The following is a 20,893-nucleotide window of genomic DNA, read 5'->3' on the forward strand; positions in this document are numbered from 1 at the left end:
GGGGTGGTGGAGAGAACCGGAAGTATCAGACAAGCAAGCTTCACGCAATGAACCCTCACGGATGAATCAAAACCAGCTTTATCCGTGAAAAAATGGATTATCCACCGCTGTTACTGAGAATACTTGAAACTCCCTAGGAAAGAAATACGGGAATGCGTTAATTTTATGGGTCATTATCTAGAATATGCCTATACTCTAGACCTTGCTATGAAATTAAAAGTCCCCGTCATACTACTCCTGCTGGCCAGCATCTTATGGTACTGCAAAACCAGTCAGCCCCCAGCGGCACAAACCCGGACCGCTGAAGAAAAAAACGTCCGTACCGATGCGGTAGCGGTAGTACCCGCTCAGGAAGCCCTGAAATACATGACCATCGAGGATGGCTTTGAGGTACAGCTGGTAGCGGCTGAACCACTCGTTGAAGCTCCGGTTGCCCTGAGTTTCGACGCCAAAGGACGCATCTGGGTGGTGGAAATGCCGGGGTATATGAATGATACGCTAGGTTCGAATGAAGAAGCTCCCACCGGTAAAATTGTCATTCTCGAAGATACCAATCAGGATGGCCTGATGGATCGTAAAAAGGTATTTATAGATTCGCTCATTCTGCCCCGGGCCATCTGTTTCATCGAAAACGGCATCCTCGTAGCCGAGCCGCCGTACCTGTGGCATTACGACATCAAAAACGATAAACCGGGGAAGAAAACCCTGGTGGATTCAACGTATGCCAAGGGGGGGAACGTCGAACACCAAGCCAATGGGCTGGTACGAGCGTTGGACAACTGGATTTACAATGCCAAATCGGACAAACGGTATCGCAAAGTCGGCGATAAATGGCTCATCGAAAAAACGCATTACCGGGGGCAGTGGGGGATAGCTCAGGATAATGCGGGCCGTTTGTACTATAATCACAACTCCCAGAATGTTATCGCCGATTATTACTTACCGGGTTTTGGAGCCGGAAACGCCAATCAACGCAACGACGTAGCGGGCTTCAACGTCAATATTACTACGGATAACCGCGTGTACCCATTGCACGCCACGCCGGGCGTAAACCGGGGGTACATGAAAGAAACGCTCGACGATAGTTTGCGGCTGCGTAGTTTCACGGCGGCCTGCGGACCCGTCGTGTACCGGGGCGAACAGTTTCCGGCCGCGTATGCTTCCAACGTATTCGTCGCTGAACCTTCGGCCAATTTAGTGAAACGGAATCTGGTGCAGGAGCAGGGGAATGTGCTGGTAGCCAAGCAGGCGTATCAAAAACGCGAATTTTTAGCCAGTACGGACGAACGCTTCCGGCCGGTAAGTTTGAACAACGGTCCGGACGGAGCCCTGTATCTGATCGACATGTACCGGGGTATCATTCAGCACAAAACCTACCTGACTACGTATCTGAAAGGACAAATTGCCAAACGGCAACTTACGCAACCCTTGAATTGCGGCCGGATTTATCGCATCGTTTCCAAACAAAAGCCGTACACAGCCGCCCAACGGCCCTTGCCGCAGCAACCCGAGCAACTGGTAGCTTTATTGGAAAGTCCGAACGGCTGGTTGCGGGATTACGCTCAGCAAGCCCTGATTGATGGCAAATACACGACAATGGTCCCCCGGCTGCGACAACTCCTGACGGAAGGCACGCAGGAACTGGCCCGGGTGCACGCCCTGTGGACGCTGGAAGGCTTAGGAGCCTTGTCGACGCAGGACGTACTGCTTTGCCTGCGGGATTCTTCCTGGCCGATTCGTCGGCAGGGGCTAGGCGTGATTCCTTCGCAACTATCAGCCAGCAACTGGCAATTGTACGCGGCCGAACTCGAAAAAAGAACGAACGATACGCTGGCTTACCCGTACCTGGCTTTTTTGAGCGGCTCCCTGCGTCGCTTTAACGCTCCGGCTGCCGATGCATTGGCGGAAAAAATACTACAAAAACGGCCCCGCGATCGTTACCTGGCAGCGGCCGTGGTGAGTACGTTGGCGAATAACGAAGCGGAATTTCAGGATCGACTCCGAGCGAGTGTACCGGATTCCAATCTGGCCGTGTATCGAAGCCTGAAAGTGGCCCTGAAGAATGCTGCCAGCACCCGTACCAACCGCGATCCGGCCCTGCTAGCCCGACAGTATCCGAAGGGAGCAAACCTTTTCAATACCATTTGCCAGACCTGTCACGGAAAAGACGGGAACGGCGTGGCTTCGCTGGCTCCCCCGCTCAACAAATCGGAGTGGGTAACGGGTCGGAAAGATCACCTGATTTCCATTGTACTGTATGGTCTGACTGGCCCCGTATCGGTGAACAATCACCTATACACGGCCCCCGAAATCAATGCCGATATGCCCGGTATTGGGTATGATCCTTCGCTATCGAGTGGGGATGTGGCTGAGCTACTGAGTTTCATTCGGAAATCCTGGCAAAACAATGCCGAAGGGGTGACGACTGGCGAAGTAGATCAGGTACGGAAAAGCCTGGTGAAACGCGAAAAAGCATTCACGATTAAAGAATTACAGGGTCAACAGTAATTCCTTTGTGTTCAAATCCTGCGTCCCTTTGCTACGTTTCGGTAGTGAAGGGACGTAGGCGTTTAAAGCCATGGTTCAACTTACTAATGAATGGCGTGTATGACTATCGAAGAAACGAACGGCTGGGAAGCTTCCGCGGCAGCCTGGATTGCCGACATGGGAGAAACCGGTGATTATGGTCGCCAGTACGTATTGGATCGGCCGATGCTTGATCGGGTTCGTCCCTTTCGGCGGGCTTTGGATGTGGGTTGTGGCGAAGGGCGTTTTTGCCGGATGATGCAGGAAATCGGACTTCAAACGGTTGGCATCGACCCAACTGAAACCTTACTGAAACAGGCTCGGCATCGCGATCCGGCGGGTGAATATCACTTGGGCAAAGCCGAAGCACTACCGTTTCCAGACGCCTCGTTTGATCTGGTCGTAAGTTATTTAACGCTGATTGATATTCCCGATATTCGACGGGCCATTGCGGAGATGAGTCGCGTTCTGATGCCCGGCGGAAGCCTGCTGATTGCTAACCTGACCAGCTTTAATACGGCAGGCGTCGAAACGAGCTGGATACCCGACCCGACGGGACAACTTAAGTACGGAATTGACCGTTACCTGGAGGAACGGGCCGCCTGGGTGAGCTGGCGGGGCATTCGCATTCAGAACTACCACCGACCGCTGAGTACCTACATGACCCTGCTACTCGAACAGGGCTTGCAGTTACGGCATTTTTCTGAGCCCAGGCCCTACGGTGGCGATCCGGCGAAAGTAGAGCATTACAGCCGCGTACCTTATTTTATGATGATGGAATGGCAAAAGCCACTCAGTTAAGTGCATGACAACAAAACGGTTTAAAGTCCAGCTTCTACGATGGCTGGGTGGAGTTATATTAGTTATTTTTCTAATTATCAATGTACTGATGGCTTTTCATGCCTATCGGTTTACGTACTTTTACGAAGCTCACGAAGCTCAGTTTCGTCGTCCGGAGCGGATGACCAGGGGCGAAAAGCTATCGCAGGCCCTCTTTGGTTTCCGTTTTCCCAAACGTTCAGTCAACGAAACGCCCGATTGGCCGTACCAGACCATCCGACTTAAAAACGAACGTAATCAAACGCTGGTGGGGTGGTACAGCCCGGCGGAAGAAGCCTCGAAAGGAACGGTGATTCTCTGGCACGGGCACGGCTCTGCGAAATCCCGCGTACTCGCCGAGGCGACGTACTTTCGACGACTGGGATACGCCGTTGCTCTGTTTGATTTCCGGGCTCACGGACAGTCGGATGGGAACGTATGTACGATCGGCTACCACGAAACCAGCGATGTCAAAACGGTCTATGATTGGGTACAGGCCAAAGGCGAACAACGGATCATCTTTTGGGGGATGTCGATGGGAGCCGCCACGATATTGAAAGCCATACCGGAGTTTAATCTACAGCCGACGAAAGTCATTCTAGAGTGCCCCTTTGCTTCTCTGGAAGATGCCGTGAAAGGTCGCCTGCGTTCCCTGCATTTACCCGAACAACCCTTGGCGAATCTGCTGCTCTTTTACGGCGGACTGGAACGCAACCTAAAGGCTTGGGAGTACCAGCCCGCCGAATATGCCCGGAAGCTAACGATGCCCGTATTGCTCCAATGGGGTCGCAGTGACCCTCGGGTATCGCGGGATGAAACGAACCGGATTTTCCGTAATCTGGCTTCGGACCAGAAACAACTGGTGATTTACCAGGAATCGGGCCACCAGTCGTTTTGCCGCCACGAAACCGATCGTTGGGAGCGGACTGTGCGTAACTTCCTGAATCGTTGAAAATTAATCGTTAACCGATACGGTGGCCGCGTGTACCGTCTGACTTTTGAGCGTCATCGGAAACTGGGTACCCTGATAACGAACCAGCACGGACTGGCTGCCCGTACCCAAGTGAATGGGTTGTCCGGCGGTGGCTACCACCAGCAGTTCGCCCTTGGAGATAGCACCCCGGATGTAGGGGCGAGGGTCCTGGTTCTCGGCCAGGAGTTGCGTACCGGGCCGCTTGTCGGTTTGCCAGGTTTTACCGTTGTCGATTGAGAATTCCAGTAACAGGTTGTATTGCGTATTGGGGTCATTCCAGAAGCGATTGAACTGGAACGATCGCCATTTGCCCGCTTCGATGTAGTCCTGACCGATGGTACGCTTGCGACTGTCCGTCCAGTTGTACAACCCGCCCCCGTAGCGATACGAACCCGTGACGTATCCCCAGAGCGACATACTTTCCAGAATCCAGCTACCAACGGCGGGCCAGGCTCCGGTGCCATCGTTGCCACCTTCGTACACGGACATGATCCATTCGATATTCTGCGGACGATGGCCCGCGGGTAGGGTCTGGAAATAGGCGTCCGTCCATTCCAGTTTTTTCTGAATCGGGTGAAGGCTTTTGCTGGCATAATCCGCATGGGAAGCGTAGAGTTTCCCCGGCCCAATAACACTGGGCTCGTGTGAAGGATCATTCCAGAAATAGTACGGTAAATGGAAATAGGGGAGTGTACCGGGAAAAACCGTAACACCCGCTTCTTTAAACATTAGGTACCGCTGCATATTAGCCAGCTTCCCGCTCGGGTTCTGCTCCGAGCCGCCGGCTTCATTACAGAGCGAATTGTGCGAAGAACAGTAGACCTGAAACGAAACGTTAGGGTATTTGTCTTTGACTTCCCGGATGGCCCGGCAGAGGGTTTTGACGCCGAGGTACGTATATGGGCCTTCTTCCAGATCCAGATCAAGCAGAATCGGATGATCGCCCCAGCCTACTTCCATGGGAAAGTCGATGGCGTACCCTCTCACCGCGTTATATACTTCCTGGTACCGTTGGGCAACCTGTGGCGAATCCATCCAGTTGCCCGGAAAGACATTGGAGTACATCATGCGGTAGACGCCCGTTGTTTTCGGAAGGTTATACGCCGCCAGAATAGGTTTAAGCCGACCAGGCTGAATACCCCGCTGATTCCACTGGGGATGATGAAAACCGCCGTGCAAATCGGCCAGCATCGTCAGGTGTACGTAGTTGATCGCTCCCTTTTTTACCTGTTCGGCCTGTACGTTGAAGTCAAAATCAGTTGAGATCGTATTGATCGCTCCCTTGGGTAGCTGATAGGCAGGAATCTGGTTGAGGGCCGCCCGTCCGACCGGAGCCGTGAGCGTAAGCCGATTGATTTCCTTGGGCGAAGCCAGCGTAGTCGTCGATGTTCCGGAAAGCAGGCGGGGCGATCCTTCGGGGCGGTCGAACCAAAACCAGGCGGCTACAGCCATCGTAAAGGCCAGGGCCATGAAAAGGTAGTTTTTCATCAGAAGCATATCTACTAAACTGAAAAAACGCCGGATTTAGCGTTTTGGTTACGGAAAAGGAAAATCAGAGCGGAAAAATAGCCTTCCAGAAGTCCCGCAAAAATGATTCTTCTTTTGCTGATTTGTTCATCGATCTTCTTGTTTTTGCCGGATTTTCAAGGAATAGTCCTGCTTCCACGAATGTCCGTTAAAAGCATTTAAGTGTTGAATATGGTTAGTAAAATTCTTCTGCCCCGCCCTTCAAAATCAGGTAGAGAGAATCGGCGTCTAGCGGCGGTTACAAGTCCTTGGAGCTTTGTCAGACTTGTACTTCGTCTGGAAAATACGCATACCGTCTTCTGCTCAATTCAGTACGGACAAATCCCACTTCAGTTCTTTTGACGTAGTAAACCCATTCGATTCGCTTCAATTTTGAACCGTCGATTTCATACACAAGTCGAGTTATTCAACCTTCAAACAATGATTACCATGTCTGTAAAAACAAGTATCGCAGCCTCCCGTACCATTCGTAATCCCATGCTGAAAGATGAAGTAGTTTTCCTGGAAACCAGTCTGGAAAGTCAGGGCCAACATACGCTGGTCGAAGTGACGCTGTCGGCGGGGGGAGGCAATCCGCTGCACTTCCACCGGGCTTTTTCCGAAGAGTTTACCTGTCTGGAAGGCGAACTGGGTATTCAACTGGGTAAGCAGATGCTGTACCTCAAACCGGGCGAATCAGCGATGGCTCCCGCCATGAGTCGCCACCGTTTCTTCAACCGGACCAGCGAACCCTGCCGGTTTCGCTGTCGCATTGCTCCGGGTTTTCCGGGCTTCGAGCAAACGTTGCAGATTACCTACGGCCTGGCCTGTGATGGCAAAGCCAATGCCCAGGGAATGCCCAAAAATCCCTATGAACTAGCGTACGCCTTCATGATTAGCGGAACGTGCCTGACGGGCTGGATGAGCGTACTGCAACCCGTATTGAATTACCTCGGCCAGCAGGCGATCAAGAAAGGAATTGCTGCTGAGTTACAGCGTAAGTATCTGAAAATCTGGTAGAATCGTTTGCTTTTTTAGTACCTTTTTCATTGGCTACATCCGCGAAGTTCTCGTCGGTCTTGAATGCACTGAACATTCGATTTCATGAAACAGTGGGCACGGTTTGACCGCTACGACTTTCTGATCTATCTCCTCAATTACCCGGCACTGATCATTGCCAATTACATCATCTTTGGAGCGACGTACTTTCAGCACCGTTCATTGTTCCTGGGTACTACGCTGATCGCCAATGGCTGGGGATTGATCGTTTTTGTCACGCTTACGCTCTGGATGAAATTCATGCGGTTTTGCTACGGAGCCCCGGATGAGTTCGGACAGCGATTACTGTACTCCATGCTGGGCTACGTGGCGGTGATGATGTCGGTTATTCTCGGCGTCTTCTGGGTATACGACCAACTGGGGTATCCGTACAATCCCGACAAGATTCCCTGGGTATTGATGATAGGTTTTGTTACGAACGTTACGTCGGCGGGTTGCCACGAATCCATTTTTACGTATAACCAGCTCCGGGAAAGTACCCGTCGGGAAGTGGTACTGAAAGAGCTGAACATGCAACAGCAGATGGACGTGCTCAAACAACAGGTCAATCCGCATTTTCTGTTTAATAGTCTCAATTCGCTGATTGCCCTGATCGGCGAAAATCCGGTTCAGGCGGAAACCTTCGCTCAGGAGCTGAGTTCCGTGTACCGCTACGTGTTACGGGCCAATGAGCAGGATCTAACGGATTTGCATACGGAGCTGGAATTTATCCGCTCCTATGCTCATTTGTTACGCACCCGGCACGGGGCGGGCTTTCAATTGGTGAGCCAGATCGACCCGCAGTTCCGGCGGTACCAGTTACCGCCCCTGACGCTTCAGTTACTGGTCGAAAATGCCGTCAAGCACAATGTGGTACTCAACAGCCAGCCCTTACGCGTAGAAATCCACACGGATGAGCTGGCCAATCTGTACGTCCGAAACAACCTGCAACCGAAAAAGCAAAGGCTTCCTTCCAGTGGGGTGGGGCTGACGAATATCGTTCGGAAGTACCACATGCTTGGACAGGCTCAGCCCTCCGTGCGACAGGAGGCGGGCCAGTTTGTCGTAGCTCTGCCGCTGATACCCGTCTAAAAATGCACGTAGCCGCATCGGTAGGCACCCAATTTCCCGTACCTTGGGTTCGAATTTCAGTCACCTCCGAATCTACGTTTTACTTATGCGGCTCGCTATTCTGCTTTTCTGGCTCTTTTTTGGCTTCTACGCCCAGGCTCAATCCTCCAAACCCATCCTCACGGGAGCCGACCGAATCGATGAATACCTACCGTATCTGAAAGGAAAACGGGTAGCTCTGGTTGTGAATCAAACCTCGATTATTGGTTCCCGGCCCAGTGTGGATAGTCTGGTGAGCCGCGGCGTACAGATTGTAAAGATTTTCGGTCCTGAACACGGCTTTCGGGGCAATGCCAGTAATGGAGCCAAAGTCGGCGATGAACGCGATCCCAAAACGGGAATTCCGGTGCTCTCGCTGTACGGCAAACGCAAGAAACCGCTACCCGAGGATTTAACGGATGTCGATCTGCTGGTTTACGATATTCAGGATGTAGGAGCCCGCTTTTACACGTACATCAACACCCTGCACCGGGTGATGGAATCCTGCGTGGAAAATAAAAAGGAACTGGTGATTCTGGATCGGCCCAATCCCAACGGGTACCTCGTCGATGGCCCCATCCTGGAAGATCACCTGCACTCGGGCATCGGCATGCACCGTATTCCCGTCAGCCACGGCATGACCATCGCCGAATTTGCCCGGATGATCAACGGAGAAGGCTGGTTGCCGAACAAAGCGACCTGTCAACTACACATTGTAAAAGTGGCCAACTACCGGCACGAGTTGCCCTATGATTTACCCGTGATGCCTTCGCCCAACCTGAATACGCAGCAATCCATTCTGCTGTATCCGCACATTTGCTGGTTTGAAGGGACCATCATCAGCCAGGGACGGGGTACGTACTTTCCTTTTACGGTACTCGGTGCTCCGGCCCTGAAAGGTAAATATGCTTTCTCGTTCAAACCCGTCAGTATCAAAGGGATGAAAGAAGAACCTTTGCACGAGAATCAGGACTGTTACGGACTGGATTTACGGAAATACGATACCCGGCAACTACGTAAAAGCGGTCGCCTAAATCTGCAATGGCTTATCGAACTATACCAAGCGTATCCGGACAAGGACCGTTTCTTCGATAAAAGTCAGCATAAAGAAATTGGCGAGTTTGATAAACTATCGGGTACTGAACAACTGCGGAAACAAATCATTGCCGGCAAAAGCGAAGCCGAGATTCGAAAGAGCTGGGAGCCGGGTCTTTCCCAGTTTAAGACCATGCGGAAAAAGTACTTGTTGTATCCGTAGGGCATTCATTCAAGACCTAGCTTGAGTAGCTATTTTTCTTAGGGGGATTTCCGGAAGGCTTGTCAAACAAAGGGGCGTACCTTAAATTGCTTCCTTTCCCATTTTGTAAACGAACGAACCTATGAAGAAAACACTACTACTGGCTTTGGCCACGGTGGTTTACTCGGGCTCCGTCTGGGCTCAGAAGACGGCTACACCACTCACGGCTGAGAAGAAGTACGAAACTGAAATCAATACGCTGACCAGCCGTTCCCGGGTAAAAACGGCCTTTCAAACCATTCTGGACCTCGAGCCCGAAACGCGTAAAGATCATTTGCTGTTAACGCAGATTCCTTCCCCGCCCTTCAAAGAGCAGGTACGGGCCAAAAAATACGCTGAATTACTGCGAACTGCCGGAGCCGATTCAGTATGGATGGATGAAGTAGGCAACGTACTGGCTCGTCGAAAAGGCAAAACGGGCAAACGAACGGTAGTCCTGGAAGGACACCTCGATACCGTTTTCCCGGAAGGAACGGATGTAACGGTGAAACAGCGGGGCGATACCCTGTTTGCTCCCGGTATCGGAGATGATAGTCGGGGACTGGCTGTTGTGCTGGCCGTTCTTAAAACCATGCAGAAAAACAACCTTCGCACCGAGGGTGATGTACTCTTTGTCGGTACGGTAGGCGAAGAAGGTCTGGGGGATCTGCGGGGCGTTAAACACCTGTTTTCTGGAAAAGGCCCTAAAATTGATTCCTACCTGTCGGTAGATGGGTCGGGGATCGGACCAATCACCAACGGCGGTGTCGGTTCGGTACGGTATCGGGTAACGTACAAAGGGCCGGGCGGGCATTCCTACGGTTCGTTTGGGCTGGTTAACCCGCATCAGGCCCTGGGTCGGGCGATTCATTACTTTACGCTGGAGGCGGACCAATTTACCCGTACGGGGCCTAAAACGACCTATAGCGTCAGCGTAATTGGTGGCGGGACTTCCGTAAATGCCATTCCATTTGAATCGTGGATGGAAGTCGATATGCGTTCGGAAGATCAGCAGAAACTTTCCGGAATCAACGACTTATTTCTGGCCGCCGTACAAAAAGGGTTGAAGGAAGAAAATGCCATCAAACGTTTGGGTGCCGACCTGACAGTAGACGTCAAGAAAGTAGGCGATCGACCTTCGGGTCTGACGGAGGCTAAGCAGCCCCTCATTCAGCGGATGATTGCCATCAGCCGGTATCTCAAAGCCGAACCTTCGCTGCACAGCAGTTCCACCAATGCCAATATTCCGTTTGCGAAGGGCGTTCCGGCGGCTACGATTGGTATCGGTGGCGTGGGCGGCGGTGCTCACTCCCTGGGCGAGTGGTGGATGAACGATAAAGGATATCTCGGTATTCAGCAAGCCCTGCTGATCGTACTGGCGGAAGCTGGTTATACGGAATAAGGAATGTAGTTAATTGCTTCATGAACAGCCTGGTGGGACTTTTTACCCCATCAGGCTGTTGGGTTTTGCTGGGTATGGTTGTTTTCGAATTCCGTACATAACCAGCCCTTATCAACTATGGCAACGCAGGAAAAATTTGCTCTGATCACCGGAGCCACGAGTGGCATTGGGTACGAACTGGCCAGGCTATTCGCCAACGATCAGTATAATCTGGTCATCGTCGCTCGCAATGCCGACGAACTGAATACAACGGCTATCGAATTGAGCCAGCAATACGGAGTGGAGGTCGTCACCCTGGCGAAAGATCTGGTACAGCGGGAAGCTCCCCAGCAAGTATACGAAGAAATAAAAGCCAAGGGCATTCAGATCGATGTACTGGTCAACAATGCCGGTCAGGGCCAGTATGGACTGTTTATCGATACGGATCTGGAACGGGAGCTGGATATTATTCAGTTGAACGTCAGTGCTTACGTATCGCTGACGAAGTTTTACCTGCAGGAAATGGTGGCCCGTAACGATGGAAAAATCCTGAATGTGGCCTCCATTGCCAGTAAATTGCCCGGTCCCTGGCAGGCGGTCTATCACGCGACGAAGGCCTTCGTGCTGTCCTTTACCGAAGCCTTGCGTAGTGAAATCAAGGAAAGTGACGTTACGATTACGGCTTTGTTGCCCGGCCCGACGGACACCGATTTCTTCAACAAAGCCCAAATGCAGGAGTCGAAAATCGTGCAGGAGGGCGATCTGGCCGATCCAGTACAGGTGGCGAAAGATGGTTACGAGGCCCTGATGGCAGGCGACGACAAAGTAGTATCAGGTCTGAAAAACAAGCTGCAAACAGCGGTGAGCAACGTTATGCCCGATTCGATGTTGGCGGATACGATGAATAAGCAGCAGCGGCCTGCGGATACGCATTCCTGAACTCTCAAATGAATCGATTACAGCACCCGGCTTTCGTATGGTCATGTACGGTAGTCGGGTGTTTTTATAAGTCAACTTTGCGGTCGGCTGTCGAATAGCTCTATCTTTAAGGGGCCGTAAACAACCGTTCTGTATGCTGATTAAAAATGACCCCAAAGTGATCAATGCCTGGTGTTTTTATGACTGGGCTAACTCCGTACACGCTTTGGTGATTGTAACCGCCATTTTTCCCATCTATTTTGGAGCCACGGCGGTAACCCGCTCCCCGGATTTTGTTACCTACTTTGGGATGGAATTTCAGAATTCGGTGGTGTTTTCCTATTCTGTATCCATCGCTTTTCTGATCATTGCCGTGCTGAGTCCCCTGTTTTCAGCCATTGCCGATTACTCCGGTCGCAAGAAGCTGTTTATGAAAATCTTCTGTTATTTCGGAGCTTTCAACTGTGCCTTACTCTTCTTTTTTACGAAAGAAAATTACGTCAGCTCAACGCTGTTCTTCATCTTCTCGCTCGTCGGCTGGGCGGGGAGTATCGTCTATTACAATTCCTTCCTGCCCGAAATCGTGACGGAAGATCGCTACGATGCCGTCAGTGCCCGCGGTTTTTCTTTAGGCTATATCGGTAGTGTACTACTGCTGGTTTTTAACCTGACGATGGTATTGAAACCCGAATGGTACGGTATCACCGATGCGAGTCTGCCGCCCCGCATTGCCTTCCTAAGCGTGGGCGTATGGTGGGCGGGTTTCGCTCAATATACGTTTGCATACCTGCCGGAAGTATCCTTGGAAAAGGAGCGGCAGAAGAACTGGTTATGGAATGGCTTCATCCAGCTGAAACTGGTGCTGCAACAGATCAAAGGAATGCCGCTGTTGAAACGCTTTCTGCTGGCGTACTTCTGCTATAACATGGGGGTACAGACGGTTATGTATCTGGCCACACTTTTCGGCGATAAAGAGCTTCATCTGGACTCCGGTTCCCTCATTGCCGTCCTGCTGGTCATTCAGCTGGTGGCGATTTTGGGGGCCTGGCTGTTTGCCAAAGCCTCGGCCCGTTGGGGAAATTTCCGGGCTCTGATGGTCGCGGTATTCATCTGGATTGGTATTTGCGGGGCTGCGTACTTCGTGCAGACGGGGGCTCAGTTTTACGTACTGGCCTTCGTCGTGGGTCTGGTCATGGGTGGGATCCAGTCGCTGTCGCGTTCGACTTACGCCAAACTGCTACCCACGGGTACGCACGATACGGCTTCGTTCTTTAGTTTTTACGATGTATGCGATAAAACATCAACCGTGATCGGGACCTTTCTTTTTGGGGTAGTCATTCAGTTCACGGGCTCGATGCGGTACAGCGTGCTGGTCATTGCTGGAGTCTTTGTGATTGGATTCATCATGCTAACCATTTTGACCCGAATAAAAAAAAGAAGTCCAATTCTTGCATCCGTCTAATCGAGCCTTATTTTTGTGATCCTAAACGCTTGGAATGTTAGCTCAGTTGGTTCAGAGCACTACCTTGACAGGGTAGGGGTCAGGGGTTCGAGTCCCTTACATTTCACTTCTGTAAAGCCTCAGTAAACAAAAACACCCGCTTAAAGTTAATTTAAGCGGGTGTTTTTGTTTATACTCGAATGGGCCAAGCCCGATTCCGTTATTTATTATTGTAAGCTCCATGGTGGTCAATTACCGTCAAGTACTGGAACACATCAGTGAGGCCGTCTTCCTGCTGGATGCAAATGGATATATTCAGTATTGTAATCCCGGAGCGACTCGGCTGACGGGTTATTCAGTCAATGACCTGAATCATCAGTCGATGGCCCTGCTGAGAAGCGGCGGCAACGATCTCATTCAGGCGGAATACGAGCGAACGGTCGCACTACGCGAAGGCTTCACGCACAGCAAAAACTGGATTTTCCGAAAAGATGGCAGTTTTTTTGGGGTGAAATGACAGTCACCCCCGTTTTTGACGAAGAACAGGTCTGCACGGGTTATACCTGCCTGTTGCGGGATAGTACCGCGGTGCTGGAAGAAACCATTCGCCTGCGAGACAATGAAGAACGCTACCGGCTGATGGTGGAAGGGGTGAAAGAGTACGCCATTTTTCTACTCGACACCGGCGGCCATATCGTTACCTGGAATGAAGGAGCTCAGCGTACCAAAGGCTATTCACCGGATGAAATTGTGGGGAAACATTTTTCCATTTTCTATACGGCGGAAGACCTGGAAGATGGCAAGCCCGCTCGTGAACTAAAAATTGCCATTGCAACGGGCAAATACGAAGAACAGGGCTGGCGAGTCAAAAAAGACGGTTCCGTCTTTTGGGCGAATGTGGTTATTACGGCTTTGTTCAACGAACGAAACGAACACATTGGCTTCTCGAAAGTAACCCGCGATCTTACCGAAACCAAGTATCAGCAGGAAGCCCTGCGAGAGAGTGAGGAACGCTACCGTTCGCTCGTGGAGCAGGTAGGCGATTACGGTATTTTCATGATGGACGAAAAAGGTCGCATCGTTAGCTGGAATACCGGGGCTCAGCGAATCAACGGATATACGACTGAGGAGATTCTGGGTAAGTATTTTTCCATTTTCTATACCGAAGAAGACATCCTGAACGGGAAGCCGGATTTTGAATTACGAACGGCCCGGACTGTAGGCACGTACAAGGAAGAAGGCTGGCGACTACGGAAAGATGGGAGTAAATTCTGGGCGAACGTGGTCATTACGGCCCTGTACAGCAGTGAAAAAGTGTTCATGGGCTTCTCAAAAGTAACCCGCGATCTGACCGAACGCAAACAGGCCGAGCTGGCCTTACGCGAAAGTTACGAACGCTTCCGCTCCCTGGCCCATACGCTTAAAAAAACCAATACTGAACTGGCCTATGCCAATCAGGAACTGGAACAGTTTACCTCCATCGTTTCCCACGACCTGCAGGAGCCCATCCGGACCATTAAAAGCTATCTGCAATTGCTGGATTTGAAACTCGATGCCGAACAATACACGGACCTGAAAGCGTATATTAGCCGAACCATTCACGCGGCCAATCGCATGCGGGAGCTGATTCAGAACCTGCTGCATTATTCGCAGTTGAGTCGCGGCGAAATTCTGGAAGTAACCATGCCGACGTCGGAACTCATCGAGCAGGCGTTGCAAAACCTGAAGACTTCGATCGAACGCACGCAGCCGGAAATCCGTATCGAATGCGAAGTGGATGCCGTGAAGGGAGATCGGGTACAGCTGGTGCAGTTACTCCAGAATTTGCTGAGTAATGCATTGAAATTTACCAACGCGGAAAAACCACTCCTTACGATTCGGTGTACGGAGGTGGAAGGACACGTGAAATTTTCCGTATCGGACAATGGCATCGGGATTGCTCCCGGGGATTACGCGAAAGTGTTTGATATGTTCAGACGCCTGCATACCCAGAAAGAATATCCCGGTACGGGTATTGGACTGACGATCTGTAAAAAGATTGTCGATCGGCACCGGGGCACGATCTGGCTTGAGTCGGAAGCCGGCCAGGGAACGACCTTTCATTTTACGTTGTACGAAAAACCAAGTGAACACTTCGTATGAGAACTTATACGATTTTAATTGCGGAAAACGACGAGGACGAACGATTCTTTATGCAACAGGGATTCGACGAAGCATCGGGTTTGTTTGCCGTGGAAGCTCTGGTGAAAAACGGCGATGCCCTGCTTGAATGGCTGACGCTGAATGCCCCCCGCCGACCTGACGTGATTTTATCGGATCTTAATATGCCGGGGAAAAATGGTTACGACGTCATCAACGAGCTCAAAATCCAGCCCCTGTACGCTTCCATTCCCGTTATTATTACCTCAACGTCGCCGATTCAAAGTACCATCGAACGTTGCCTGACGCTGGGAGCCGCTGATTACATCGTAAAACCCGAAACATTCATCGAATACGGACCTTTCGTACGGGAATTACACCAGCGTATCCGCACCAAACAGCTTATTCCTGATGCCGAGGAGCCTTCATAAAAAAAGCCGTAATCAGGAGCGATTACGGCTTTTTTATAAGGGCTAGAACAGTACTAACTTGCCTGAACGGGCAGTTGTACGGTGTTTGTCCAGAAGTGATAAACGGTATCCCATAAATTGGACAATCCACGAAAGTTGTTTGGTTTCACGATGTATGAATTCGCTCCCAGGTCGTAAGCCGTATGAATGGTATCTTCATTGTCCGACGTCGTCAGCATCACAACCGGCATTTCTTTCCAGGCGGAAGAATTTTTCAACTTTTCAAGCAAAGCCAAACCACCCATTTTAGGCATGTTAATGTCCAGCAACATTACGCTGGGACGCGTTTTCAGGCCTTGTAATACTTCAAGGGCGTGCTGACCATCCTCGGCAAAAACTAATTCGCAGTTGTATTCCCCTTCCTGACAGGCCAGTTGCAATAAATCACGATCATCTTCGTCGTCTTCAACGACAATAAAGAGTGGTTTTATGGACATGAGTTGGCTATAAAATAATACGTTCCGAAAATGGTTTCGGCGTAGGTATACAAACGAAAAGTGGGAAGGGTAGTTCCCAAAAAAGAACAATAATTTTTCAAAAAATGTACGTTCTATCACAAAGAAATACAATTTTTTCGGCACCAGGAATAAGGTCGTATTAAATGTAGATTAGAGTTATCTGAAAAGAGAATTTACTTGAGAAATGATAAGTATACACCCGTTCTGTCGATTATTTTCGCAGTGCTAATAGTGTAGAGGTCCTGTCTGGTTTTCGGATAGCGTCATCCCGTAGACAGTGGATTTAGCCAACGAAACACGTGAGTAGAGAAAACAGAATGACTTCGTACGGGTTACGTAAAAGGGAAAGTTTTTCCAGAATAGTATTGTTTGAAAATAGGCATGCAGCATACCCAGGAATCAAACCCTGAAGAGAAACGGACACGGGCAGTAGATGATTTCATGTGGGAATGGAATCGGGAAGACGGTGACGTCTGGTGGAGTGAAGGCTACGCAGCTCGGGTAGGGTTTCCGGAAGAACCGACCTTGGCCTCAGGAGCATACTGGCATTCGCGTATTCACCCCGATGATCAGGTGTGGGTAAGTGAAAGCCTGCAACAGGCTTTGCAAAAAAGGCAGAATGCCTGGGATACGACATACCGCTTTCAGAAGGCGGATGGTTCCTATATAATCGTGAAGGATCAGGCTCATTTGATATGGAAAGGCGAGGCAGTCCGGTTGCTGGGCACTTCTACCGTACAGAACGAAGCTCTCTACAGATCTACGCAGTTCTATTTAGCCGCTTTTGATCAGGTACCTTTGGGTATGATCGTTACGGATGCAAACGGTCAGATTGTGCGGGCCAATGCCAGTTTTCAGCAACTCAGTGGCTATACGGCTGCCGAACTACAGCAGCTTTCCTATCGGCAACTCATCTACCCTGCGGATTTGCCGGTGTATAATGCCCGTCTGGAATCCCTGCAAACGAACAGTTCAACGCAACTGGAAAGCCGACTTCGCCGAAATAACGGACAGGTTTTATGGGTAAAGCAGACGATTACCCGGATTCCGGAGTTGGGCTATTACTTTACTACCGTTGAAGACATTACGCATGAACACCTGCACCGGCAACAGCGGGAACGCTTACTGACGCTGGTGGAAAACAGTTCAGAGCTGATGGTGATTGCCGGTATGGATGATCAGTTGCTGTACATTAACCAGGCGGGTCGCGAACTGGTTGGCTTACCGGCCGAGGTTTCCCTTTCGCACCGCAAAGTATCCGACTTTTACTGGCAGGATCAGTATGCTTTCGTTCGGGAAACGATTTTACCGGCCTTGATCGAAAAGGGGCACTGGAAGGGGGAATTCAGCATCCGGCACTTTCAAACTGGAGCTGCGATTCCCGTTTTTGCGAGTGGTATCCGAATTGATGATCCGGATACGGGCAAGCCCATTGCCCGAGGTTTTACGTTACGGGATATGCGACCGGAGGAGCTGGCCCGACAAACCATCCTCGAAAGTGAGCGGCATTTCCGTAATCTCGTTATGCAGGCCCCGGTCGCCATTGGCCTCCTGAAGGGGCGGAAAATGGTAATTGAAACCGCCAACGAATTTATGCTGGAGGTGTGGGGAAAGACGGAGTCGATTGTTGGGAAACCCCTGCTTTCGGCACTGCCAGAACTGGCCGGACAAGGTTTCATCGAACTCTTGCAGGATGTGTACGATACGGGCAACCCCTTTTACGGAAACGAAATTCTGGCTCAGATCATCCGAAATAATCGTCTCGAAGCCCGCTACTATAACTTTGTATACGCTCCGGTACGCCAGTCTGACGGTACGATTACGGGCGTGATGATTGTCGCTAACGATGTAAGCGATCAGGTGAGGGCTAAGAAAGAAGTTCAGTTTAGCGAAGAACGATTCCGGAGTTTTGTGCTGGGTTCGCCCACGCCGATTGCCATTTATACGGGCAAAGAACTGCGAATCGAAACCGTGAATCAGGCGATGCTCGACACCTGGCACCGGGATGGTAGCCTGGTAGGAAAAACGTTTCGAGAGGCGTTCCCGGAGCTGGATCCCCAGCATTTTTACCAGCTGCTGGAGCAGGTATATGAAACGGGTCGAACGTACAACGCTCAGGAAGACCGGGCCGATCTGCTCATCGACGGTGAATTCCGTACCTTTTATTTCAACTTTACCTATAAAGCATTACGGGATGCCCGTGGAGAGGTATATGGGATCATTAATACCGCAACGGATGTTACCGCCCAGGTTAATGCCCGGCAACAGCTGGAGGAAACCGAGCAGAACTTACGCGATGCCATTGAACTGGCCGAGCTGGGGACCTGGAGTCGTAACCTGAATACCGGAAAGATCAGGTGCTCCAGCCGAATCCGGCAATGGTACGGTTTTGCTGAATCCGAAACGGATATTGAAACGTTTATGGCAGCGGTGCATCCGGAAGACCGACATCAGGTCCTGGATATGATTTCTCAGGCCGTAGCTTTCCGGAAATCCGATCACTATTCAGCAGAATACCGGGTTGTACATCTGCAAACGGGCGAGGAACGGATGGTTCAGTCCCAGGGAAAAGTAACCTGCGACCCGCAGGGAAAACCCTACCTGCTCAGTGGAACGTCACGGGATGTGACTTCGCAGAAGCAGGCAGCTCTTGGGCTTGAACGTCTCGTTTCGCAGCGTACGCGGGAATTGCAGCAGGCCAATGAATTATTACAGCTTTCCAACCGCGAACTGGAACAGTATGCCTACGTGGCCTCGCACGATTTGCAGGAACCCCTGCGAAAAATCCGGATGTTTTCGGGAATTATCCGGGAGATGAACGATTTACCCGAACAAGCCCGAAGCCCGCTGGCCAAAGTCATTCACTCATCGGAACGCATGACGTTACTGATTCGGGATTTGCTCGAATTTTCCCGGCTCCTGAAGGTCGATCGTGTGCTGACGCCTACAAATTTGAACACCATCGTCCAGAATGTGATTACGGATTTCGAACTTGCCATTCAGGAAAAGTCGGCTACGGTGGAGGTGAGTACGTTGCCCACGGTGAATGCCGAATCGCTGCAAATGAATCAGCTGTTTTACAACTTGCTGAGTAATGCACTCAAGTTTACCAAGGAAGGTGTACCGCCCCGGATCAGCATTACCTGCGAGCGTCTGATACCCCAGAAAGTACAGGCATACGCCCTGCCCGAAGGAGCGTATTATGACATTCGGATAGACGACAACGGCATTGGTTTTTCGGAGAACTACAAAGAACAGATTTTCGAAGTTTTCAAGCGACTGCACACGCGGGAAGTCTATCCTGGTTCGGGAATCGGCCTGGCGTTGTGTCGGAAGATTGTTCAGAATCACGGCGGCCTGCTGTACGCCGAATCGGAGGAGGGGCAGGGGTCTACTTTTCACGTAATCCTTCCCGATCCTTCGGAAGCATTCCGGTCGGCGTCGGTTTCCTTTTAACTGGTAAAATCACGAATGAAGAGCACGGTGGCACCGGTTTTTTAGCGTATCGGTTATAAATCAATACCACGAGACTATGGAAAATGCTGAAAAGAAAATCGATCCTAATCAAACCAAGCACCAACAAAATCCCAGCTTGTCTTCGGGAAAAGGTGAGGGCGATGTCTACCATGAAAACCAACGGGTAGAAGTAGAAGAGGAGGGCGAACGTCCGAAAAAAGAACCGCTGGGTGGTTTGGAAGTAATCCCGAACAAGCCAAACGTATCGTATACGGCTAGTGACGAGGAAGGCGATATCATCCGTCAGGAAAAAGAGAATAACCAGTAAGATTGAGACTGCCGCCTTAAGCGGTGATCATCGTCCCAACCTTCGTTATAAAAAAAACCTCGTACATCCATGTACGAGGTTTTTTTTATAAACTAACCACGGCCCGTTCTTGCTGTCGTAGCATTTTTGCGGGTACCACTTTCTGAATTTCCTCAGACAAAGCCGCTACTATTTTTTCTTTGAGGTAATTACGGCTGGTAACCAGACCGACCTCCCGGACGGGGGCAGGTGTCTGGAAGTACCGAATCAGTTCGAGTTGGTCTTCCGTGAAATCCTGGGTTGCCAGTTCGGGTAGAATGGTCATGCCACCTGACGTATTCACCATTTTCTTGAGCGTTTCCAGGCTGCCTGCCTTGTATTCGATCTGGTGAAGATCGGCCGCCTGTCGGGTCAGCTGGCAGAGATGCTCAATCTGGGAACGCAGACAGTGGCCTTCTTCCAGCAGCCAGAGTTCGTTGGGGTCCAGCTCCTCGGGAACCGCGTATTTCTTGTAGTAGAGCGAATGTTCGGGTGAAACGTATACGAGCAGCTCTTCGTAAAACAGCGGATATTCCTTCAACATATCATCCTGAAAAGGCGTAGCCATCAGGCCAATGTCGAGTTGCCCGTTTTTCAGCTGTTCAATGATGCTTTCCGTATTTTGTTCCGTAATCTTCAGCCGAATATCGCTGTAGGTAGTCAGAAACTGCTTCAGAAACAGAGGAACCAGGTACGGAGCAACCGTGGGAATGACGCCCAGCCGTACTTCGCCGGCGAGTTCATTCTTGCGTTCGTCAACGATGCCCTTGAGTTTTTCGCAGGATTGTAACACGTGCCGGGCCTGCTGTACAATCAACGCACCGATCTCGGTGGGTTGGGTGGGCTGCTTCTTGCGGTCAAGCAGTTGTACTTCCAGTTCGTCTTCCAGCTTCTGAATTTGCATACTCAGCGAAGGTTGCGTAACCGAGCAGGCATCGGCGGCTTTCCCAAAATGACCGTAGTCAGCAATGGCCACCAAGTATTCGAGTTGTGTGATCGTCATTAGAAAAACTTATTCTTTCTTCAGAATAATTGA

At 50.8% G+C, this 20,893-nt stretch carries 17 protein-coding genes and 1 tRNA gene; 15 read left to right on the forward strand and 3 right to left on the reverse strand.

Annotated elements, in window-relative coordinates:
* Positions 1-207 precede the first annotated feature (207 nt).
* From BWI97_RS02775 to BWI97_RS02785, 3 genes are all read left to right on the forward strand, one after another.
* Positions 208-2,508, forward strand: a complete 2,301-nt coding sequence (locus tag BWI97_RS02775) for a c-type cytochrome (protein ID WP_102199956.1) — start codon at positions 208-210, stop codon at positions 2,506-2,508.
* A gap of 99 nt (positions 2,509-2,607) precedes the next feature.
* Entirely contained in the window at positions 2,608-3,327 is a 720-nt protein-coding gene (locus BWI97_RS02780) for a class I SAM-dependent methyltransferase (RefSeq protein WP_094808905.1), read from the forward strand.
* A 4-nt stretch (positions 3,328-3,331) separates the two neighbouring features.
* Positions 3,332-4,297 (forward strand): alpha/beta hydrolase, encoded by a 966-nt coding sequence (locus BWI97_RS02785; protein ID WP_094808906.1) that lies wholly within the window; start codon positions 3,332-3,334, stop codon positions 4,295-4,297.
* A 3-nt stretch (positions 4,298-4,300) separates the two neighbouring features.
* Here BWI97_RS02785 and BWI97_RS02790 read toward each other — a convergent pair whose 3' ends face one another.
* The gene (locus tag BWI97_RS02790) at positions 4,301-5,806 is read right to left on the reverse strand and encodes a hypothetical protein (RefSeq protein ID WP_146010857.1); all 1,506 of its coding nucleotides are present in this window, start codon (positions 5,804-5,806) and stop codon (positions 4,301-4,303) included.
* Between the two features lie 468 nt (positions 5,807-6,274).
* Here BWI97_RS02790 and BWI97_RS02795 point away from each other — a divergent pair, with 468 nt between their 5' ends.
* From BWI97_RS02795 to BWI97_RS02840, 10 genes are all read left to right on the forward strand, one after another.
* Complete coding sequence (locus tag BWI97_RS02795; RefSeq protein ID WP_094808946.1) at positions 6,275-6,844, forward strand: cupin domain-containing protein; 570 nt, start codon at positions 6,275-6,277, stop codon at positions 6,842-6,844.
* Positions 6,845-6,928: 84 nt separating this feature from the next.
* On the forward strand, positions 6,929-7,954 hold the full coding sequence (locus tag BWI97_RS02800; protein WP_102199958.1) for a sensor histidine kinase: 1,026 nt from the start codon (positions 6,929-6,931) through the stop codon (positions 7,952-7,954).
* A gap of 85 nt (positions 7,955-8,039) precedes the next feature.
* Positions 8,040-9,230, forward strand: a complete 1,191-nt coding sequence (locus BWI97_RS02805; RefSeq protein ID WP_094808909.1) for an exo-beta-N-acetylmuramidase NamZ domain-containing protein — start codon at positions 8,040-8,042, stop codon at positions 9,228-9,230.
* A gap of 121 nt (positions 9,231-9,351) precedes the next feature.
* Entirely contained in the window at positions 9,352-10,650 is a 1,299-nt protein-coding gene (locus BWI97_RS02810; protein ID WP_102199959.1) for a M20/M25/M40 family metallo-hydrolase, read from the forward strand.
* 117 nt (positions 10,651-10,767) lie between these two features.
* Positions 10,768-11,568 carry an SDR family oxidoreductase gene (locus BWI97_RS02815; RefSeq protein WP_102199960.1) on the forward strand — a complete coding sequence of 267 codons (801 nt, stop codon included), beginning with the start codon at positions 10,768-10,770 and terminating at the stop codon, positions 11,566-11,568.
* Between the two features lie 133 nt (positions 11,569-11,701).
* Positions 11,702-13,009 carry an MFS transporter gene (locus BWI97_RS02820; RefSeq protein WP_233207738.1) on the forward strand — a complete coding sequence of 436 codons (1,308 nt, stop codon included), beginning with the start codon at positions 11,702-11,704 and terminating at the stop codon, positions 13,007-13,009.
* Between the two features lie 31 nt (positions 13,010-13,040).
* Positions 13,041-13,115 (forward strand) — tRNA-Val (locus BWI97_RS02825).
* 114 nt (positions 13,116-13,229) lie between these two features.
* Positions 13,230-13,505, forward strand: coding sequence for a PAS domain-containing protein (locus BWI97_RS02830; protein WP_102199961.1), 276 nt, complete (start codon positions 13,230-13,232; stop codon positions 13,503-13,505).
* Positions 13,502-15,130: a PAS domain S-box protein gene (locus BWI97_RS02835; RefSeq protein ID WP_102199962.1), complete on the forward strand. Its 1,629-nt coding sequence runs from the start codon at positions 13,502-13,504 to the stop codon at positions 15,128-15,130. The genes BWI97_RS02830 and BWI97_RS02835 overlap by 4 nt, the downstream gene beginning before the upstream one ends.
* The gene (locus BWI97_RS02840; protein WP_094808913.1) at positions 15,127-15,558 is read left to right on the forward strand and encodes a response regulator; all 432 of its coding nucleotides are present in this window, start codon (positions 15,127-15,129) and stop codon (positions 15,556-15,558) included. Before BWI97_RS02835 ends, BWI97_RS02840 begins: the two co-directional genes overlap by 4 nt.
* Before the next feature lie 53 nt (positions 15,559-15,611).
* Here BWI97_RS02840 and BWI97_RS02845 read toward each other — a convergent pair whose 3' ends face one another.
* A complete protein-coding gene (locus tag BWI97_RS02845) occupies positions 15,612-16,034 on the reverse strand; it encodes a response regulator (RefSeq protein ID WP_094808914.1) in 423 nt (140 codons plus the stop codon).
* A gap of 402 nt (positions 16,035-16,436) precedes the next feature.
* Here BWI97_RS02845 and BWI97_RS02850 point away from each other — a divergent pair, with 402 nt between their 5' ends.
* Positions 16,437-19,511 (forward strand): PAS domain S-box protein, encoded by a 3,075-nt coding sequence (locus BWI97_RS02850; protein WP_102199963.1) that lies wholly within the window; start codon positions 16,437-16,439, stop codon positions 19,509-19,511.
* 76 nt (positions 19,512-19,587) lie between these two features.
* Entirely contained in the window at positions 19,588-19,839 is a 252-nt protein-coding gene (locus BWI97_RS02855; protein WP_094808916.1) for a hypothetical protein, read from the forward strand.
* An 85-nt stretch (positions 19,840-19,924) separates the two neighbouring features.
* Here the strand turns inward: BWI97_RS02855 and BWI97_RS02860 are convergent, their stop codons facing one another.
* Complete coding sequence (locus BWI97_RS02860; protein WP_094808917.1) at positions 19,925-20,860, reverse strand: hydrogen peroxide-inducible genes activator; 936 nt, start codon at positions 20,858-20,860, stop codon at positions 19,925-19,927.
* Positions 20,861-20,893 lie beyond the last annotated feature (33 nt).

This window comes from Siphonobacter sp. BAB-5405 (genome assembly GCF_002872335.1).
In the GTDB taxonomy this organism is placed as follows: Bacteria; Bacteroidota; Bacteroidia; order Cytophagales; family Spirosomataceae; genus Siphonobacter.

Coding starts and splice junctions, on each gene's coding strand:
- BWI97_RS02775 (WP_102199956.1), top strand. CDS start 208: ATGAAATTAAAAGTCCCCGTCATACTACTCCTGCTGGCCAGCATCTTA.
- BWI97_RS02785 (WP_094808906.1), top strand. CDS start 3,332: ATGACAACAAAACGGTTTAAAGTCCAGCTTCTACGATGGCTGGGTGGA.
- BWI97_RS02835 (WP_102199962.1), top strand. CDS start 13,502: ATGACAGTCACCCCCGTTTTTGACGAAGAACAGGTCTGCACGGGTTAT.
- BWI97_RS02860 (WP_094808917.1), bottom strand. CDS start 20,860: ATGACGATCACACAACTCGAATACTTGGTGGCCATTGCTGACTACGGT.
- BWI97_RS02805 (WP_094808909.1), top strand. CDS start 8,040: ATGCGGCTCGCTATTCTGCTTTTCTGGCTCTTTTTTGGCTTCTACGCC.
- BWI97_RS02795 (WP_094808946.1), top strand. CDS start 6,275: ATGTCTGTAAAAACAAGTATCGCAGCCTCCCGTACCATTCGTAATCCC.
- BWI97_RS02815 (WP_102199960.1), top strand. CDS start 10,768: ATGGCAACGCAGGAAAAATTTGCTCTGATCACCGGAGCCACGAGTGGC.
- BWI97_RS02800 (WP_102199958.1), top strand. CDS start 6,929: ATGAAACAGTGGGCACGGTTTGACCGCTACGACTTTCTGATCTATCTC.
- BWI97_RS02810 (WP_102199959.1), top strand. CDS start 9,352: ATGAAGAAAACACTACTACTGGCTTTGGCCACGGTGGTTTACTCGGGC.
- BWI97_RS02830 (WP_102199961.1), top strand. CDS start 13,230: ATGGTGGTCAATTACCGTCAAGTACTGGAACACATCAGTGAGGCCGTC.
- BWI97_RS02820 (WP_233207738.1), top strand. CDS start 11,702: ATGCTGATTAAAAATGACCCCAAAGTGATCAATGCCTGGTGTTTTTAT.
- BWI97_RS02855 (WP_094808916.1), top strand. CDS start 19,588: ATGGAAAATGCTGAAAAGAAAATCGATCCTAATCAAACCAAGCACCAA.
- BWI97_RS02790 (WP_146010857.1), bottom strand. CDS start 5,806: ATGAAAAACTACCTTTTCATGGCCCTGGCCTTTACGATGGCTGTAGCC.
- BWI97_RS02845 (WP_094808914.1), bottom strand. CDS start 16,034: ATGTCCATAAAACCACTCTTTATTGTCGTTGAAGACGACGAAGATGAT.
- BWI97_RS02780 (WP_094808905.1), top strand. CDS start 2,608: ATGACTATCGAAGAAACGAACGGCTGGGAAGCTTCCGCGGCAGCCTGG.
- BWI97_RS02840 (WP_094808913.1), top strand. CDS start 15,127: ATGAGAACTTATACGATTTTAATTGCGGAAAACGACGAGGACGAACGA.
- BWI97_RS02850 (WP_102199963.1), top strand. CDS start 16,437: ATGCAGCATACCCAGGAATCAAACCCTGAAGAGAAACGGACACGGGCA.